The organism is Neisseriaceae bacterium (assembly GCA_016864895.1).
In the GTDB taxonomy this organism is placed as follows: domain Bacteria; phylum Pseudomonadota; class Gammaproteobacteria; order Burkholderiales; family Neisseriaceae; genus QFNR01.
Genome location: CP046107.1, coordinates 862,448 through 881,311 on the forward strand (window position 1 = coordinate 862,448; position 18,864 = coordinate 881,311).

An 18,864-nucleotide genomic window follows, 5' to 3' on the forward strand; every position below is an offset into this window, starting at 1 on the left:
AAAATATCTCTCATTAATGAACCTAAATTTATAAAAATCAACTTATAATCAAATAGTTAATAACAAAATAACAGCAAAAATAACCTCAAGTATGAATGATAACACAGTTTTTCAAAAAAAAAAGAATTATTTTGACTGCTTCATTTGACGAATTATTATGTAATAGTCATCATTTACCAGAAAATATTCCTATCTTAGCCAAAAAACAGCAAGATAGATATCACTGAATAAGCACATAACGTTGTACCACATACATAAGATTAGGATAAATGAGCAAAACCCACACAATACAAAAAACAAAGGCCACCAAAGTTGGCTTATAACGTATATGAAAAGGCGATAAAATACAATTTATCGAAAAATTGCATGCCTGCAATAAACGTATATCTTTTAGATTGTGTTGTAATAAATACTTCATAATCAATTCATACAAAAAAGCATATACAGAGGTTGAGATTACTTTCAAAATCACAATAAGTAAAGTTCCCACTACTAGATTGGGTATATTTAAATCAATATTAATATGCAAGAGATTTATAAGAAGTTTTACAAATTCATACAACAAAAAAATTAGGAATACAGATACAGGTATTGCCATATCCCATCCTTTTATTGGCTGAATAATTTTTCTCATTTCTCCTACTATCCACTGTGTACTACGATATAAAAAATAAGCTGAAGGATGATTATAAGAAAGTCCCCCTTTTTGCAATAAAAATCTCAACATTGCTAAAACTGACCAAATAAAAATTAAAGTATCTAAAATCGAGACTAACCATTTCATGTTACTAACTCCAATTCACTAGATAGCTCCTTAGATCTATTAGCACACGCTACAACGCCTCGTAAAATAATCTCTTTCAAATCATGAGAATCAAAAACTTTAATTGCTTCATAAGTCGTCCCTCTAGGAGAGGTTACTTTTTCCTGTAACTCCTGAAATGAAAAAAATGAGGACTGGGCTAATTTAACACCTCCCAGTACGGTTTGTTCTACTAATAGTTTAGATGCTTGATCATCCAAACCCAAATGTTTAGCAGCTTCGAATAAAGCATTCATGAAATAGAAAACATAAGCTGGGCCAGACCCTGAAATAGCAGTAACATAATGTAAATCGTCCTCTTTCTCTACCCAAATAAATTGACCAGAATTAGTTAATAAATTTTCTAACCACTCTTTATCATCTGACGAAACTTGATGTTCATTAGCATAAAATCCATACATGCCTTCTAAAGCAGATACAGGAGTATTTGGCATCATTCTTATAATTCGTTGTAATCCATTTAACCCTTGAGATAATGCAGTAATGGGTAGACCCGCTACCATAGAAACAACTAAAGGTGATTTTAATTCCAGATCTTTCACTGCTTTTAATGTATCTTGAGGTTTGACTGCTATAAATAAAACGTCTTCAGAACATAATGGGTCAGTTAGTACACTTTTTATTGTGACAGATGGATAAGTTTTCTTAAGGTACTCCCTTCTATCAGCAGATTTCTCTATCACTATGATATTAAGACTAGAATATGAATGCTGTATGGCTTTGATTATCGCTTCTGCCATATTTCCACCACCTAAAAAATAAATTACTCTATTTGATTTCACTTTCTTCTCCCAAATAATGCTGTCCCTACACGAACCATATTCGCACCATACTGAACTGCCAACTCTAAATCTGAGGACATACCCATAGACAATGTATCCACTGTAGGAATCATCTGCTTTAATTTTTGAAACATTTCTTGCATTTGCTGCATCTGTTCTATTTTTTGACTCTGATCTTCAGCTTCTGGAATACACATTAACCCTCTAAAACAAATTTTTTTTAGTGGTATGATCTCTTCTATTAAATTTTCTAACTGAGTAGGAACAATCCCTGATTTTTGCTTTGCTTTTGAAATATTGACCTCAATACAAACATTAAGAGGTAATTTATGACTTGGTCTCTGAACTTCAATTCTTTGTGCCACCGACTTCCTATCTAATGTTTGCAACCAATCGGCATTTTCAGCAACCCATTTAGTTTTGTTACTTTGAACACTACCAATCACATGCCAAATAATGTCACTAGGTAGTTGATTTATTTTTGTGTTCCATTCTTGAATATAGTTTTCTGCAAAACTTCTCAACCCCAAGTTATACAATTCCTGAATATCTTGAGTCGGAAACTTTTTACTTACTGCAATCAAATCTATTCTATCTTCACGATTATTCTCCCTCTTTGCCTTTTCTATTCTATTAAGTATCGTTTGCAAATTCTCTTGTTTGGTTTTCATAATTTATTTCATTAAATTTTAAATTTCTAATTACCATAATGACAAAATATTGGTATATTTTATACCATTGTTTCAATACAACCTAACAAATATGCAACAAGGATCATATTGAATGAATATACATGAATTGCTAGTAAAAATAGTACAACAAAAAGCATCAGATCTACACCTAAGTCCTGGGCTACCTCCTAAGATTAGGTTTCTCGGTGATATAAAAAATTTAAGTCATGATTGTTTAACTAAAGAAGACATGGCATCTATATTATCAGCAATTACCACTCCCTCTCAAAAAGAACTACTAACAAAGCAACTGGAGATAGATTTTTCTATCTCTATGGAAGATTTAGCTCGTTTTAGAGTTAATGTGTTTCACACCAATAACGGTATTGCCATGGCCTTTCGTCCTATTTCCAACAAAATCATGACACTAGAAGATATTGATGCCCCTAATATATTTAAAAAGATAGTTTCACATCCCCGCGGCCTCATTTTAGTCACTGGGCCTACTGGTTCGGGCAAATCAACTACATTGGCAGCTATGATTGATTATATTAATGAGAATACTTATCAACATATCTTGACAATTGAAGATCCTATTGAGTTTATTCACTCTAGCAAAAATTGCTTGATCAATCAAAGAGAATTAAATCAAAACACCTTAAGTTTTGAAAATGCATTAAGATCAGCAATGAGAGAAGATCCTGATATTATCTTGATTGGTGAGATGAGAGATCTAGAAACAATAAAATTAGCACTGACAGCGGCTGAAACAGGACATTTAGTGTTAGCAACACTACATACAACTGGTGCTGCTAAATCAATTAATAGAATAGTTGACGTTTTCCCAGGATCTGAAAAAGAAATGATTAGAACTATGTTATCTGAAAGTTTAATTGCCGTTATTTCTCAAACCCTAATCAAAAAAGCTGATGCCTCTGGTCGTGTTGCCGCTCATGAAATTATGATCTCGAATCCTGCTATCAAAAATTTAATTAGAGAAAATAAGATAGCACAAATAAACTCCTGTATTCAAACAGGTTCTGCCTCTGGCATGCAAACTCTAGAACAGTCTCTAAATACACTGATCAAAAAAGGTATTATCTCAGCGAAAGATGTTCAAAACAAAAGTATCCAATCCTAAAATAATATACATGTATACCATTTGCTTGGAATCTGTTGTATTGGACTTATCATCATTATAGTAAAGCATTAGGATTTATGCCCTTATTACTTTAGGTAAAGAAACATTTTTTAATTTTTTGCCCATATGCATATGGGGGAATGTTTTTTTACCTATACTTAATTTTAACAGCAAACTGGCACCTACATACACAGGTTAAGACAATGAATATGTACGTGAGCAAAGTTTAAGGAGTGAACAAACATTGATTGCTTCGGAGCCAAGCGAAATTTCAGAAAATAATAAATAAAAAATGATATGAAGACGTAGTACCAATTAATTTATAGAATTCGACAACACTTTGCTAAACCTGTTTTCCCAAACTTAATTCAATAATTCCCTTTTATAATTTTTAACTATTAAATGCTCAACACCTAAGTAGATCATTTATAAATATAATCTAAGTTGACCAATAAAATTTTCCTTATGCTTAAAACGTAGATTAAATGGTATAATGACACGAGTTTATTAGGATTTAAAATAATCACAATATAACATTATTTAACTTCTTAAGTTGGCTTCTTTTTTCGACAAAAATGCATAATACAATTTTCCATATTACTTCCCAATTACTAAAAGAAAAATTAGAATTTGTGACTGTCAATCCCAATGATATTTTAATAGTAGGCTCTGATTATGGGAGTTCTAGAAGAATATTAAATGATATATATTCTGCTAGATTAACTGAAATGGATATTGACCGCAAAAGATTTGAAAATGTAACTAAAAATACATGGTTAAGTAAATTACTAAAAAAAAATCAAAACTTCCAACTCTTAAACTTAGAACAATCTAATCATCAAAAAAATCAATATGATTTTATTGTTTCTAATTTATACTTATCTCGTATGAATGCATACAAAGAAAAACTTTTCAACTTATGGAAAAGTTCATCAAAACCTAATAGCATGTTATTTTTTTCTTTTCTAGGATTAGGTAGTTTTCAGGAAATTTATCAATTATTTGATTATACAATAAAAAATAAAATCCCTCCTTATCATATGGATATGCATGATATAGGAGATGAACTGATCCGCTTAGGATTTATAGATCCAGTCGTGAGTATGGAGAACATGTCTATGATCTATGAAAAAAATAAAACTTTAATTAATGATTTAAATAGCTTAGGAGTATTGCCAACAATGTTAAGTTGCCTTAACATCAACTATCAGGAATTTAATGATGTTTTAAACCGATTAGAGAAAAATCGACTAAATTTTAAAGTATCTTATGAGTTTGTTTTCGCTCACGCGATTTATAAAACTAAGGATACGCTTTCGCCTAAGAAAGAACAAAAAATAATGTTTTATCCAAAAAGATAATCAAAATTGAATCTAATAATACAGGAATACTAATGAAATTTTTTAAAGATATTAAATCAATTTTACAATTAGTTATTTTATTATTTGTTTTATTCGCATTAATATTGGGCTTCATCTATGTTTCCAACACTAATAGGCAACAAGAAGACAGTAATATTGTCAAAAAAACAGAAGTTAATGCTAACGTCTCTCAAGAATATGAAGGTATTAAAATTGGACTAGCCCTAGGCGGAGGTGGGGCTAAGGGATTTGCACATATTGGCGTAATAAAGGTGTTACAAGAAAATCATATTCCCATACAAATCGTAACTGGAACCAGTGCAGGTTCTGTAGTTGGTGCATTATTTTCCTATGGATTTAATGCCGAAAGTATTCAACGAATTTTAAAAGATGTTCGCTATGCTCTAATAGATTTTAGTTTATCATCAAATGGTTTTATTGAGGGTGAAAAATTGAGAGAGCTAGTCAATAAAAATATTCACAATCTACCAATTGAGTCATTAACTAAAAAGTTTGGCGCTGTTGCAACTGACTTCAGCTCAGGAGATGTTGTCATGTTTACCGAGGGTGATGTTGGGCAAGCAGTTCGTGCATCATCTAGTGTTCCTGCTATCTTTCAGCCTGCTAAAATCAATGGCAGACTATACATTGACGGCGGGTTAACTGCACCTGTCCCTGTCTCTCAAGCCAGATCTATGGGGGCAGATGTGGTTATAGCTGTTGATATTTCTGATAAACCCACAGAAGAAGGGAAAGGAACTTTCCATCAGCCAAATTCATGGTTCTCTACCCTAGATCAAAGCGTTATCATTTTATTAAATACCCAATTAAAAAAAGAATTAGAACAAGCTGATGTTATCATCAGACCAGATCTGACAGATATCCCATTTTTTAATTTTTTTATAATGGATGCAACCATCAAAGCAGGAGAAGAAGCAGCCAAAGCGGCTCTCCCAAAAATTAAACAAGTTATTAAACAAGCTCAAAAACGAAAAAAATAGTTGATACCAATATGACTAAACATCAAAATCTACACAGCACATATTTAGAAATTTTTGCACAAGCTAAAAGCCCTTTATTACAATTGAAACTAATTCTCTAGGAAATTCTACTAGTTACTAGAACCTCAGTAACATGCTACATGATCCAAATGCAACTTAGCTGATCGTGACCTCACTTGCTAACCGCACTAAAAAGTACTATAACTCATACAAATACTAAAATAATTAAATATAAATACAATCATAACTTATACAGTTTTATTGTCGAAATAAAAATTGCAGTCTACCCAACTATCAACCTGTTCTAGGTGAGGTTACTACTTCATTCCTCAGAAAATAAAACTTGATCTACTGATGTATTATTGATTTTCATTACTTTAGAACACATATGAATAATTTCTATTCCTATCTTATCTATCTTATGCTGATTTAATCCTGGGATTTTTGATAATTCCTCTATCTTCAAAGGTTTATTTTCAACTATCTTCTGTAAAGCAAAATCATCAAAAATCTGCTCCGCAAATAAATCAAGTTCTTTAGCTTTATCCCGACGAAATTTAACTAATAAATTAGAAAATAATTTTTCTCTCTCTGTTTTAGCCAAATAAATAAAAGAATAGTTAGTAATCTTAATTTTTAGTTCAACAAAAAGCTTATTTTTATTTTTTAAAAATAGAACAGATTCAGCCGTTAATCTTAAAATCTGTGCATAATTAGTTACTTCTAACAATCTTAAGCCTATCATATATCTAATAATTGATCGCCAAAATTTGACACTTTTATCTGAAGCAATCCCAAAAATAGGTTTATCTTGTAAATTATATCTACTAACGAATTGATTATTTTTACCCTGTAATATTTGGATGATCTCATCGATGGATGCATTTTGATTAACATAATATATTGTAGATAGAACCTGCATAGATTCTCTGGATATCTCTAAAAGATTATCATTATTTTGATGATGACAAGATTCATGAGTGATCTCACTATCAAAATACTTTTCTAAAAAACATTTCTTACATTCTGCTGTATCACAAAACTCTAGCATTGTTACTAATTTAGCTAATCTGTTTTTTTTAGTCTCACCCACTTGTTCTGAGTTTTTTATTCTTTCATTTTGCAAAACAAAATCATTCAAACCATAACATACCCAACTTACTGCAGGTAACCCATCTCTACCAGCTCTCCCAGATTCCTGGACATAATGCTCAATACTCTGAGGTAAATTTAAATGAGCAACATATCTAACATTTGACTTATCAATTCCCAAACCGAACGCAATTGTTGCAACCATAATCCCTTCTTCTGCCTGATTAAATAAATTCTGATTTAGTTCTCTAATATCAGAATCTAATCCCGCATGATAGATATAGGTTTTATAACCTTCATTCCTCAAAAAATCAGCAACATGTTCTACTTGGTTTCTAGAAATACAATAAACTAACCCACATTCATTCTTTGGCCTCTGCTGTAAAAAATTCAATAATTGTTTTTTTGCATTATTCTTAGGAATGAAGAAAGTTTGAAAATTATTTCTAATTGAATAATCTTTAAATATTTTACCAGATGACAAACCAAGTAAATTGATAATATCATTCCTAGTTTGAGTATCAGCGGTTGCAGTTAGAGCTATCCTTGGAACATCTGTAAATTCATGTTGTAATTGGGTTAAATTCAAATAATCTTTTCTAAAATCATGCCCCCACTGACTTACACAGTGAGCCTCATCCACGACAAAACGATCTATCTTGATCTGCTTTAATATTTTTAGGAACTCTTTACTTTTAAACCTTTCTGGTGAGATATAAAGTAAACTCAATTGATTACTTAGTAGGTTGTCATAAATCGACTGCTGCTCATGAACACTCAAACTACTATCCAAATATCGTGCTGAAATGTTATTAAAATGCAATGCTTGTACCTGATCATGCATTAAAGCAATTAATGGGGATATTACAACTGTAACCCCATTTGTCAACAAAGCAGGAATTTGATAACAAATTGATTTGCCAGCACCAGTAATCAATTGTGCAAATATATGCTCCCCAGCAAGAATTGCTTGTATAATTTCTAACTGCATTGGCTTAAAATTCTCATAGCCAAAAACATCATTCAATATTTTTTTGATACTAAAAAAAAGATTATTATTTGAGCTCATACAGGTATAATACACTACATTAATATCAATTAAACAGAGTACAAATGGTTATAACGTCAAAGTATTGTAATACGTTAGGAATATTGGGATTAATCCTCTTAGTTAACTCTTGTGCCACTACTACTTCTGGCTCAGGTTCTTGGTTTTATGTTGGAGAAACCCACTGGGGAGATATGAAACATTACATCAGTCCTAACTCAATCAAAAGAAATGGCTCAATAGCCAAAGTGGAATCCAAAAATGTATTAAAGGTACCGGAAACAACTTCTTTCCTTAAAGGGAAAAAATATGCTTATGACATCAATCAATGGGAAGTTAACTGCAAACAAGCAAGAGTTAAACTAATCTCAGCAAGTTATTACAACACCTCTAATCAATTAATTTTCACTCATAAAATACAAAATCCAAAATCAAACCCAATTCTGAAAAATACGATGTTTGCTAGTATATACCGTTTTACCTGTGATAAATTTTCATCATGAGTGTTTAATTTAAATAAATATCAAAGCGGGTTGACTGCCCTTTAATACTGAAGTTAATCAAACCTTCTTCGATATCAGGTGCTAACTTACTCCGTTTAACAACAATTTTAGGAATACCTAGCTCTTTTGCTCGCAAAAACAGTTGTACACAATCAGAATCCTCACCAACCACTTTTTGCAAAAAAATCATCTCTTTTTTAACACAAGCAGATTTTTTTCTTTCTGGAAACATTGGATCTAAATAAATAATCTCTGGCAACTTAGGTAAAACTAAATGATCGTCCAGAATTGAACCGTATATCAAATGCATACGCTGTACAATATCAACCAACAATTTTATATTCTTTGCTCTACGAATACCATCCCACAACATTGCTGCAATCATAGGATTTCGCTCAAACATCGTTACCTCTCCACCAAATGAAGCCAATACAAATGCATCCCTTCCTAAGCCTGCCGTCGCATCCCATATTTGATTATGTTTCTTCAAATTAACCGCTTTTAAAATCAGCTCTCCCTGATTTCTTCCAATTCTATGTAATAACCTGTTAGAAGAAAAATCAACGACAAGCATTTTTTTATATTGACTACTTTTCAGTCCAATCATCTGCCCATCCCAAATCAAAAAATAAGACTTATCCGGTGATTGATAACAGACAGAAAGGCCAAAAGTATTTGATATATATTCTATGTAATGTAACTCTGTAAGACTAAGGTTTCTTTTACATATATACAACATATTATAGTCTAAAAAGAAAGAGCCCACTATGGGAGCTCTTCTTCCTCCGTACTAAAGTTCAATTATGCTTTAGGAATAATCAAAGTTTGTCCAGGATAAATTTTATCAGGATCAGTTAACATAGGTTTGTTTGCTTCAAAAATAATAGTATATTTGCTAGCATCATTGTAATATTTTTCTGCAATTTTTGATAAAGTATCACCCTTTTGAACAGCATAAAAATCAGCTTCCTTACCACTTGATCTAACTTTTAATTTATCATTAACCTCTTTAACACCTTCAATATTCCCTGTTGCAGTCAAAACCATCTGTTTTACCTGTGGTGACTCACACTCACCTGTGACTGTTGCAACCCCATCTTCATTACAATCCACCTGAATATCAGTTGCACCTGGGATATTGTAACTTCGCACATGTGCGGTCACTTTTTTACCTCTATCTGTATTGTTATCAGATGCACCAAAAATCTTTTCTCCTGCTTCTTTGAAAAAACTAAATAAACTCATAATTGACTCCTTTACTTTATAAATGAGGTTAACAATTCTGCTATATTCATTTGCTTTATCACATTTGCATCAGGAACATTACCCTCTCTAGTTGCTTCGTCAACAACCAAAGGTAAAAATTGAGAAATCAAACCAGTAAGAATAGTAGAACTCATCCCTACTTTATCAGATAATGTTTGAATCCAATCTACTCCAAATACCGATTGTACTTGCTCCATTGTCAATGGCATATTTTTACCAGATCCAATCCAAGACTGAATCAACTCACCCAGGTTAGCTGTATCAAATTTTTTAATTAATGCTTCAAACCCGCCTATAGAGCCTTGCTCTCCTATTAATTCAGTCATTATCGTAATGATTTGCTTCATATTACCTGATTCTAACCGCTCCTTAATAAATGAACCTATTAACTGATCGGTATTACCAGCAATAGCACTACCAGCTATTTTTTTGATATCATCAATCAAACTCATTACTTCTTCCCAGTTAAAATTTACACCTGCTCATTATATATTTTTTTTTCACCTTGTGAAGAAAAATACAAAACATATCGATATAAAATATTATAATGATGTAATCATGTCATTCTTCAACATTGTAAAAAAATATCGAATCATTTTTATGTATCAATGCCCATTATGTTATCACCTAGATTCTCGTAAAATCCTGTGCCAGCAATGCTACGAAATAATAAAAACGATAAGTAGACATGGACATTACTGCAGACATTGTGGACAAGAAATTCTTGCAGGAAATATATGTGGGCTATGTCAATCCCAAAATACACTTATAGACCAATTTTGGGCAAGCTATTATTACAAACCTCCTTTATCTAAATTGATACAAGAATGGAAATTTCACTCTAAAATCCAATATTCGAAAATACTAGCATATCTCATGCTACAAAATACGCCTTATTGGTTAAAAAAACAATCCAAGCTTATCGATTATATTATTGCAATGCCACTCACCATTAGTAGCTATCACAAAAGACTATTTAACCAAAGTTTAGAATTATCTTTATACATAAGTAAAGAATATAATATTCCTCTTTGGCATAACGCTTATATAAATAAACACAATCGCAAACCACAACATAATTTAAAGCAAGAAGAACGTATTACAAATATAAAAAATTCATTTCAGCTTAATAAGAGTCCCAATGCCACAACTATTCTAATAATTGATGATGTTGCAACTACACTTGCAACTGTGAACGAACTAGCAAAATGCTTAAAAAAAGAAAAGAATTACCAAGTTTTTACCTGGGTCTTGGCTCATTAGGAAAATCACATGGATAAGAATCACATTATTTTATTTGAACCAGAAATTCCTCAAAACACTGGCAATATCATTAGACTGTGTGCTAATACAGGCTTCATACTCCATCTGGTTGAACCTCTTGGCTTTATATTCAATTCCAGCAAAATGAGAAGAGCTGGCCTGGATTACCATGAATTCACTTCTGTTGTTATCCATAAAACATGGCAGGAATGCTCAAATTATTTTACACAAGGAAACATTTACGCCCTAACAACCAAAGGTACTACACGCTACGATCAACCTAAATTTAATCAAGGAGATGCTTTTCTATTTGGATCTGAAACCAGGGGATTACCTGAAAAAATACTCAATACTTTTTCTGATCAAAAGAAATTACGTCTACCAATGTTTAAAAACAGTCGTAGTATGAACTTGGCAAATACCGTATCAGTAATGGTATTCGAAGCATGGAGGCAAAATAATTTTAATGGGGGAACGTAAAAGTTATTACCTCAGTTTTCCAAAAATCAAAGTACCATTCGTACCACCAAAACCAAAGGAGTTACTCAATACAATATCAACTTTTGTTTCTTGAGCACCATTAGCACAAAAGTCTAAATCACAGCCATTCTCAATATCCTGATCAAAAACATTGATAGTAGGTGGTACTATTTGATGATGGATGGCTAAAATTGAATATACTGACTCAATACCTCCTGCCCCTCCTAATAAGTGACCAGTCATCGATTTAGTGGAACTGATTTTCATATTATAAGCATGATCTTTAAATAATTTTTTAATGGCAACCACCTCTGCCAAATCACCCAGTTGGGTTGACGTCGCATGAGCATTAATATAGTCTACATCTACAGGATTAATTTGAGCGTCCTTAAGTGCCCTATCCATACCCAAAATGGCACCAGAACCGTCTGGTAATGGCGCAGTCATGTGATAAGCATCTGAACTCATACCATAACCAAGGACTTCAGCATAAACTTTTGCACCACGCTTTTTAGCATGTTCATATTCTTCTAAAACTAAAACACCCGCGCCTTCACCCATAACAAAACCATCTCTACCTCTATCCCAAGGTCGACAGGCTGTTGTAGGGTCATCATTTCGACTAGAAAGTGCTTTTGCTGCATGGAATCCAGCTACAGCTAATCTCGAAATAGAAGATTCTGTCCCACCTGCTATTGCAACATCTATCCTCCCTGCTTGGATCATCATAAAAGAATCACCTATACTGTGTGTTCCTGTTGTACAAGCAGAAGCAAGACTATAACTAGGACCTTGATAGCCCTTTAACATTGAAACATGCCCAGCAACTAAATTAATAATAGTACTTGGAATAAAAAAAGGACTCACTTTCCTGTAGCCTTTTTCTTCAATTTGTAGTGTCATATTTTCTATATTATCAACACCACCAATACCAGAGCCTATAATGACGCCAACTCTTGTTTTATCCAAATTAGGATCATCATCCAATTGAGCATCTTCAATTGCTTGCAAAGCGGAAGCTATGCCATAATGCATAAATAAATCCATATGACGTGCCTGTTTTGGCGAAACATAATCCTCAATATTAAAGTTCTTAACTTCACCTGCAATAGAGCACCCGAGGCCTGATGTATCAAACCGGGTAATCGTTGCTATACCACTCCTCCCGTTAAGCAGACTATCCCAAGCTTCTAAAACAGTATTACCAACCGGAGAAACTTGTCCCACACCAGTAACAACAACTCTTCTTTTACCCATACCCTGATACCCTAGAAGTCGATCCTAAATACAAAATTATTGACGTGCAACAATATAATCAATTGCTTGCTGTACAGTAGTAATTTTCTCTGCATCTTCATCTGGTATCTCGCAACCAAAAGCTTCTTCTAAGCTCATAACCAATTCAACAATATCCAAAGAATCTGCTCCTAGATCCTCCTGAAAAGAAGATTCATTTTTTATTTTCTCTATCTCAATGCATAACTGTTCAGAAACAATTTCCCTAACTTTGTTTTCAATATTTTCCATGTTAAACTCCCAATTAATTCTTACATATCTGTTTTTAAATACACTCAGCTCAAAAATACAACCAAGATAGACGGTCTACATTATAGCCTAACTCCAAAAATTTTGGCACAAAAAAAATAAATAAAACAAAATACACTATTGGTTTCTTTTGTTATATGTCATAATTCGTAACATACTACCGATGTTAACAAGGTTTTTTCCTTATGAGAATTATTATTATTGGAAATGGCTCGTGGGGAACCGCATTAGCCATTCATTTTTCTAGGACTCATAATACCAGTTTACTCACAAGAAACTGCAAAGACGCTCAAAAGCTTAATCAGGATAGAGAGAATAAAAAATATCTCACTAACTATCATTTCCCTGATTCATTGACTATTGACTTCATAGAAAATATTGATTGTTTATCACCGTATGATTTAGTTATTATCGCAACACCAATGATTGCTGTTCGTGCAACTTTAGAATCCTTACCTGTTCTCAAATCCACTCCAATACTGGTAGCGTCTAAAGGTTTTGAAAAAGGAACTGGCCTACTGCCCCACCAAGTTGTGGCCGATATCTATCCCAATAACAAAAGTATTGGTCTTTTATCTGGACCTACATTTGCACAAGAACTAGCCTCAGGCTTGCCTTCTGCTATTTGTTTATCAACTGATAATTTAATATGGGGTAAAGATATAACTAAAATGCTCAATAATAGTACTATGAGAATTTATCTCAATGATGATCCTATAGGAGTGGGCGTTGGGGGAGCAGTCAAAAATATTATCGCAGTAGCTTCTGGCTTTTCTGATGGGAAACATGTAGGAAATAATGCCAGGGCTGCCTTAATCACGCGAGGATTGGCAGAAATGACTAGACTAGCCAATTCATTAGGAGCCAAAGAAGATACGATGCGAGGCTTAGGTACTCTTGGAGACTTAATATTAACTTGTACTGGAAATCTTTCTCGTAATAGGCAAGTAGGTTTAAAGTTGGCAGAAGGAAAAAACCTTCAGGAAATTCTACAGGAATTGGAACACGTCGCAGAAGGTATTAACACTTTACCAGAAGTTTTAGCCATTGCAAAAAAAAATAATGTAGAAATGCCTATCACAGAAATGCTATCTAATCTATTAACAGGCAAAATATCCGTCGATGATGTTGTAGAGACCATCATGCGTCGCTCACCCAAAATTGAAGGTGTCTAGCCTATGATTCATCAAATCCTAACCAAGTAGTAAAACTATCCACGGGCTCTCTTGGTGTAGTGAACTCATTGACAATTTGAGTTTTATCGGCATAGCCCAAGGCGATCGTACACAATAACTCTTCATCTTTTCCAGCCTTTATTTTAGGCAATACAATTGATTGATATTCATTCCAAGCTGCCTGTGGGCAAGTATCTAACCCCTTTGCTATAGCCATCAGTAAAATATTCTGTATAAACATGGAAATATCCATCTTGGAACCTGTTCCTAAACGCCTATCAAAAGTTAAAAATAAACCAACAGGTGCATCAAACAGCATAAAATTTCTTCTCTGTTGTGCTGACATTTTATCCTTGTCCTGCTTTTCTATTCCTAGCAAACCATACAACCCCCATCCATTTTCTCTTCGTCTTTCAATATAGGGTGAAAACCATTCTTGAGGGTAATAGTCATAAGCTGCCTGATACTGTGATTTGATACCAGGCTTGTCAATCGAATCATCATATACTTGACAAACAGCATTGACTATTTCGTCTCTAACACTACCTTGTACTACATAAACTCGCCACGGTTGAGTATTACATCCCGATGGCGCCCTACTAGCCGCCTCCAAAATTTCTTGAATAATTAATTTAGATACTTTTTTATCTTTAAAGGCTCTAACTGAATGCCGGCTTTTCATAATATATTCAATATCTTTTGCAAACATATTAACCTCCTTTGAATAAACCGTAACCATTATATTCTTATTTGAATTAATTTAAGGGAAAGATACCTTAATGCGATACCATACAATGGTAAAAAGAATAAAGCTGAAACAAACAATTTAAATCCATAGTCAATCCAAGCAATTTCTATCCAATGGTTAGCCATAAATTCATCAGTACTATTATAAAAAGCAATCAGAAAAAATACCAATGTATCCAAAGCGTTCCCTATAACAGTAGATGTAAAAGGTGCTACCCACCACTGAGATATTTGCCGCAGGCGGCTAAAAATAACAACATCAGTCAGTTGTCCTAAAACATAAGCTGAAAAACTAGCCAATGCGATACGAGCTACTAGCCAATTAAAAGTATCAAAGCCTTGCCAATATCCCTGCGAAAACAGAGATGATATAACATAAGAAACAACCATTGCAGGTAACATACATATGAAAATAATTTTTCTTGCTAGAGAAGTACCAAAAATTCTTACCGTTAGATCTGTGGCCAGAAAAATAAAAGGAAAAGTAAGCGCACCCCAGGTCGCATGTATACCAAATAATGTAAATGGTATCTGAACCAAATAATTACTAGCATCTATAATTAAAATATGAAAAAAAGAAAGATAGATAATTGCTTTTTTCTGTTGCGGTCTACTTAAAGTTAAAGAGCTAGAACTAATCATAATCAATAATATTAAACCTTGTTAATCGGCTTATCGCCATCTGCTGCCATTTTTCCTCTTCAACAGAATAATTAGCATAAGGATAAATAGAAATACCGCCTCTAGGCGAAAATAACCCAATAACTTCAATATACTTAGGTTGTATTACATTAACTAAATCTTTCATGATAACATTAACACAATCTTCATGAAATCCCCCATGATTACGAAAGCTAAACAAATATAACTTCAATGACTTACTTTCAACCATATACAAATTGGGAATATAAGAAATAATAATTCTAGCAAAATCTGGTTGTCCTGTCTTAGGACACAAAGCTGTAAATTCTGGACAGTTCAAATGAACCCAATAATCGTTCCCAGTATGAGGATTATCGAATATTTCCAAAATACTCGCATCATACTGCACAGGATACTGTGCCAACTGATTGCCTAATAATCCCAATTTATCTATTGAGTGTGATTTCTTCATATTTTCCCTTAGTTTTTTTTGCAGTGTCACGCTCTTAAACCATATCATTTAAGATAATAACAGTACTGATGAATACTTATTTATTAATCTTTATCAACATATTGATTATGCTAATTTTATTCATTACTTATTCTTTTCTCATCTTGTGCTTTCTCAAATAAGCTAAAAAAATTATCAGTAGTCATTTTGGCAATTGTTTCAAATCTCTGATTTCGTAATGCTGCAATAAACTCTGCTGTATTTTTTACATAGGCAGGTTCATTAGTTTTACCTCGAAAAGGAACAGGTGCCAAATAAGGCGCATCTGTTTCAACCAATAACCTATCATCAGGGATATAACGACAAACTTCTTGTATCTGTTTTGCATTTTTAAATGTCACAATTCCAGAAAAAGAAATATAATAACCGAGATCCAATGCCTGTTTTGCAAACTCCCGAGTTTCGGTAAAACAATGAATGACTGCTTTTTTTACTTGATGTGCCCTCATAATGTCTAATGTATCTAAACCAGCATCTCTTGTATGAATAATTAATGGCAAGCCTGTTCGTATAGATACCTCAATATGTTTAGTAAACCTATTCTTTTGCCAAGTTAGATCCCCTTCACACAAGTGATAATCTAACCCTGTCTCACCTATACCTATAATTTTAGGATGTTTGGAATGCAATAACATTTCGTCAAGAGAAAACTCAATATTATCAATATTATCTGGATGTATACCAATAGAGCCAAATAAGTTCTGATATTCATTGACTAGATCAATGATTTCAAAAAAGCTTTCCTGACTAACACTAACTACTAACGCATGACTAATCTGATTATTTTGCATGTTGGTTAAAACATCAGATATCCGTTTTTTTAATTCAAGAAAATTAATATGGCAATGAGAATCAACTAACATAATTACATGGTAAAAGCTTTTTTATTAGAATCCATATTTCCTAATAGTGTTTCAATATCTTTTTTAGCGATTTTAGCAACTTCATCCGATCCAAAAGAAACACCATACCCCTTATCTGACAAATGAGAGTTTTTCCAAATAACTTCTGTTCTCATAGGATATTTTTTATCAATAAAATCAATTTTAATACTAAGGACTAAAAATACCTGTTCACCTAGTGAAAAATCCTCATTAGAAAAAAAGTAAATTCCCCCCCCTATGACAAACTTCATATATGATTGATATAAGTAATCTAAATCATCAATATGTAGTTGTATCATTTGCACTTCTTTTGTTTTACTCATAATAAATCCTAACCAATAGACAAAGACAAATACTCTAACATGATGTTTTCTATTTGCAGTTTAGTATTTAGCGGATGATTTTTATGTCTTGCCTGTTGTTTAACCAAAGTTAATAAAGCAAATAAATCTCGAGTATTATACTTATTTTTCAGCTTTTTCTCTATACAACTGCTTAATGTTCGATTGAACTTCAGTCCATACCCTTGCTGACTCAAAATAATATCAGCCAGCCATTTATACACCCAATCAAAAAAATAATCGAGTGTTTTTATCTCAGAATCATAATGTTGAGCAAAATCTAAACACGATAATAATCTCGGTTCTAACATCACCTTTAAAAATTCTTGATACAATTCCAATGGAAAATTATGTGAAAAGAAAGGAACCCCACTATTAAAAGCCAAATGAAAATATGTATTTTCATCAAAATTTGGTTGTGTAGATAAATATTCTAAAGCCTCCTTTTCATTAGGCATCGATAAAGCAAATTGACGGCAACGGCTGACAATAGTGCTTAACAACTTATCTTTAGAATGGCTTACCAATAAAAAAATTGTTTTAGATGGAGGCTCCTCAAGGACTTTCAACAATGCATTAGAGGCCTGCATATTCATTTTTTCGGCAGGCATGATTAAAACAACTTTCCAACCACCTAGATGGCTGCTTGTCTGTACCTTTGCTAAGACCTCACGAATAGATTCTATTTTAATGAGATTTAATTCACTATCTTCGTCAGGAGAGATTTGATAAAAATCAGGATGACTACCCTGAGAAAATAAGTGACATGAATGACATTGAAGGCAAGGAAAATAACTTCCTTCAAGCGGTTGCTCGCATAACAGTGCCTTAGCATATTCCATAACAAATGCTGCTTTGCCTACACCTTGCCTACCATAAAAAAGCCAAGCATTAGGTTTACTTTCCCATCCATGAAAAAGTCTTTGCCATGAATCCTTTTGCCAAGGGTAAATCATACTACATCACCTTACGCTTGAAATCGTCTAAAACATTAACAATCTGTTCAGATACTTTTTCTATTGACTGTTCGCCCGAGATAATACGATATCTATCTGGATTCGATTGTGCTAAGGCAAGATATCTTTCTCTCACTCTATTAAAAAATGACATATCCTCGCTCTCTATTCTATCTCTTCTATCTCTGTTTTCACAACGTTTCTGACACACTTCCGCTGGGGCATCCAACAAAATTGTTAAGCTAGGTTGAAGTCCCTCTTGCACCCACTCTTCAAGCACTTTAATCTTTTTTGTAGCCACCCCTCTTCCTGCACCTTGATAAGCATAAGTAGCATCTGTAAATCTATCAGACAAAACCCACTTACCTTCTTTAAGTGCCGGTAAAATGACCTCATGTATATGTTGTTGCCTAGCAGCGAACATTAACAACACTTCTGTTTCTAATGAAACAGAAGTATCAATATCCAATAATTGAGAACGTATATTCTCTCCAAGTTTTGTACCACCTGGCTCTCTAGTGATAATCAATTCAATATTATTATCCTCAAACCACTTACGTATAAAATTCACTTGGGAAGTCTTACCTGAACAATCTATTCCCTCAATAGTAATCAACTGACCTTGCCTCATC

The 18,864-nt window shown here is 33.1% G+C and carries 23 protein-coding genes; 7 read left to right on the forward strand and 16 right to left on the reverse strand.

The window, feature by feature from the left end; all coding sequences use genetic code 11:
- Positions 1–220 precede the first annotated feature (220 nt).
- Genes GKC53_03660 through GKC53_03670 form a run of 3 tightly spaced genes read right to left on the reverse strand, consistent with a single transcriptional unit; the run spans position 221 to position 2,276 of the window.
- Positions 221–784, reverse strand: coding sequence for a hypothetical protein (locus GKC53_03660; GenBank protein QRN41235.1), 564 nt, complete (start codon positions 782–784; stop codon positions 221–223).
- Positions 781–1,605 carry a pyrroline-5-carboxylate reductase gene (proC, locus tag GKC53_03665; protein ID QRN41236.1) on the reverse strand — a complete coding sequence of 275 codons (825 nt, stop codon included), beginning with the start codon at positions 1,603–1,605 and terminating at the stop codon, positions 781–783. Before proC ends, GKC53_03660 begins: the two co-directional genes overlap by 4 nt.
- Positions 1,602–2,276, reverse strand: a complete 675-nt coding sequence (locus GKC53_03670) for a YggS family pyridoxal phosphate-dependent enzyme (GenBank protein ID QRN41237.1) — start codon at positions 2,274–2,276, stop codon at positions 1,602–1,604. The genes proC and GKC53_03670 overlap by 4 nt, the downstream gene beginning before the upstream one ends.
- A 112-nt stretch (positions 2,277–2,388) precedes the next feature.
- On the opposite strand from GKC53_03670, the gene GKC53_03675 reads away from it, so the two are divergent.
- The 3 genes from GKC53_03675 (at position 2,389) to GKC53_03685 (ending at position 5,779) form a co-directional block, all read left to right on the forward strand.
- Complete coding sequence (locus tag GKC53_03675) at positions 2,389–3,417, forward strand: PilT/PilU family type 4a pilus ATPase (GenBank protein QRN41238.1); 1,029 nt, start codon at positions 2,389–2,391, stop codon at positions 3,415–3,417.
- A gap of 575 nt (positions 3,418–3,992) precedes the next feature.
- Positions 3,993–4,778 carry a hypothetical protein gene (locus tag GKC53_03680; protein QRN41239.1) on the forward strand — a complete coding sequence of 262 codons (786 nt, stop codon included), beginning with the start codon at positions 3,993–3,995 and terminating at the stop codon, positions 4,776–4,778.
- A gap of 32 nt (positions 4,779–4,810) precedes the next feature.
- Complete coding sequence (locus GKC53_03685; GenBank protein ID QRN41240.1) at positions 4,811–5,779, forward strand: patatin-like phospholipase family protein; 969 nt, start codon at positions 4,811–4,813, stop codon at positions 5,777–5,779.
- Between the two features lie 322 nt (positions 5,780–6,101).
- Here GKC53_03685 and GKC53_03690 read toward each other — a convergent pair whose 3' ends face one another.
- Positions 6,102–7,940 carry a RecQ family ATP-dependent DNA helicase gene (locus GKC53_03690; GenBank protein QRN41241.1) on the reverse strand — a complete coding sequence of 613 codons (1,839 nt, stop codon included), beginning with the start codon at positions 7,938–7,940 and terminating at the stop codon, positions 6,102–6,104.
- Positions 7,941–7,984: 44 nt separating this feature from the next.
- Between GKC53_03690 and GKC53_03695 the strand changes: the two genes are divergently transcribed.
- A complete protein-coding gene (locus GKC53_03695; GenBank protein ID QRN41242.1) occupies positions 7,985–8,422 on the forward strand; it encodes a hypothetical protein in 438 nt (145 codons plus the stop codon).
- 4 nt (positions 8,423–8,426) lie between these two features.
- Here GKC53_03695 and GKC53_03700 read toward each other — a convergent pair whose 3' ends face one another.
- Genes GKC53_03700 through GKC53_03710 form a run of 3 tightly spaced genes read right to left on the reverse strand, consistent with a single transcriptional unit; the run spans position 8,427 to position 10,140 of the window.
- Positions 8,427–9,188, reverse strand: coding sequence for a 16S rRNA methyltransferase (locus GKC53_03700; GenBank protein ID QRN41243.1), 762 nt, complete (start codon positions 9,186–9,188; stop codon positions 8,427–8,429).
- A gap of 35 nt (positions 9,189–9,223) precedes the next feature.
- Complete coding sequence (gene lysM, locus GKC53_03705) at positions 9,224–9,667, reverse strand: peptidoglycan-binding protein LysM (protein ID QRN41244.1); 444 nt, start codon at positions 9,665–9,667, stop codon at positions 9,224–9,226.
- Between the two features lie 11 nt (positions 9,668–9,678).
- Positions 9,679–10,140, reverse strand: coding sequence for a DUF937 domain-containing protein (locus GKC53_03710; protein ID QRN41245.1), 462 nt, complete (start codon positions 10,138–10,140; stop codon positions 9,679–9,681).
- Positions 10,141–10,564: 424 nt separating this feature from the next.
- On the opposite strand from GKC53_03710, the gene GKC53_03715 reads away from it, so the two are divergent.
- Entirely contained in the window at positions 10,565–10,951 is a 387-nt protein-coding gene (locus GKC53_03715; GenBank protein ID QRN41246.1) for a ComF family protein, read from the forward strand.
- A 9-nt stretch (positions 10,952–10,960) separates the two neighbouring features.
- Entirely contained in the window at positions 10,961–11,431 is a 471-nt protein-coding gene (trmL, locus tag GKC53_03720; GenBank protein QRN41247.1) for a tRNA (uridine(34)/cytosine(34)/5-carboxymethylaminomethyluridine(34)-2'-O)-methyltransferase TrmL, read from the forward strand.
- Positions 11,432–11,437: 6 nt separating this feature from the next.
- On the opposite strand, the gene fabF is transcribed toward trmL, so the two are convergent.
- Together fabF and acpP are read right to left on the reverse strand one after the other, a co-directional pair.
- On the reverse strand, positions 11,438–12,688 hold the full coding sequence (fabF, locus tag GKC53_03725; protein ID QRN41248.1) for a beta-ketoacyl-ACP synthase II: 1,251 nt from the start codon (positions 12,686–12,688) through the stop codon (positions 11,438–11,440).
- Positions 12,689–12,724: 36 nt separating this feature from the next.
- Positions 12,725–12,958, reverse strand: a complete 234-nt coding sequence (gene acpP / locus GKC53_03730) for an acyl carrier protein (GenBank protein ID QRN41249.1) — start codon at positions 12,956–12,958, stop codon at positions 12,725–12,727.
- 203 nt (positions 12,959–13,161) lie between these two features.
- Between acpP and GKC53_03735 the strand changes: the two genes are divergently transcribed.
- A complete protein-coding gene (locus GKC53_03735) occupies positions 13,162–14,151 on the forward strand; it encodes an NAD(P)H-dependent glycerol-3-phosphate dehydrogenase (protein QRN41250.1) in 990 nt (329 codons plus the stop codon).
- Between the two features lies 1 nt (position 14,152).
- Here the strand turns inward: GKC53_03735 and GKC53_03740 are convergent, their stop codons facing one another.
- The 7 genes from GKC53_03740 to GKC53_03770 form a co-directional block, all read right to left on the reverse strand.
- Positions 14,153–14,860 (reverse strand): nitroreductase, encoded by a 708-nt coding sequence (locus GKC53_03740; protein QRN41251.1) that lies wholly within the window; start codon positions 14,858–14,860, stop codon positions 14,153–14,155.
- A gap of 29 nt (positions 14,861–14,889) precedes the next feature.
- Complete coding sequence (locus GKC53_03745; protein ID QRN41252.1) at positions 14,890–15,540, reverse strand: 7-cyano-7-deazaguanine/7-aminomethyl-7-deazaguanine transporter; 651 nt, start codon at positions 15,538–15,540, stop codon at positions 14,890–14,892.
- Positions 15,533–16,012 (reverse strand): NADPH-dependent 7-cyano-7-deazaguanine reductase QueF, encoded by a 480-nt coding sequence (gene queF, locus GKC53_03750; GenBank protein QRN41253.1) that lies wholly within the window; start codon positions 16,010–16,012, stop codon positions 15,533–15,535. The genes GKC53_03745 and queF overlap by 8 nt, the downstream gene beginning before the upstream one ends.
- A 116-nt stretch (positions 16,013–16,128) precedes the next feature.
- Positions 16,129–16,914 (reverse strand): YchF/TatD family DNA exonuclease, encoded by a 786-nt coding sequence (locus GKC53_03755; GenBank protein ID QRN41254.1) that lies wholly within the window; start codon positions 16,912–16,914, stop codon positions 16,129–16,131.
- A gap of 2 nt (positions 16,915–16,916) precedes the next feature.
- Positions 16,917–17,258 (reverse strand): hypothetical protein, encoded by a 342-nt coding sequence (locus GKC53_03760; GenBank protein QRN41255.1) that lies wholly within the window; start codon positions 17,256–17,258, stop codon positions 16,917–16,919.
- A gap of 8 nt (positions 17,259–17,266) precedes the next feature.
- Entirely contained in the window at positions 17,267–18,232 is a 966-nt protein-coding gene (holB, locus tag GKC53_03765; protein ID QRN41256.1) for a DNA polymerase III subunit delta', read from the reverse strand.
- Position 18,233: 1 nt separating this feature from the next.
- Positions 18,234–18,863, reverse strand: coding sequence for a dTMP kinase (locus tag GKC53_03770; GenBank protein QRN41257.1), 630 nt, complete (start codon positions 18,861–18,863; stop codon positions 18,234–18,236).
- Position 18,864: the final 1 nt, after the last annotated feature.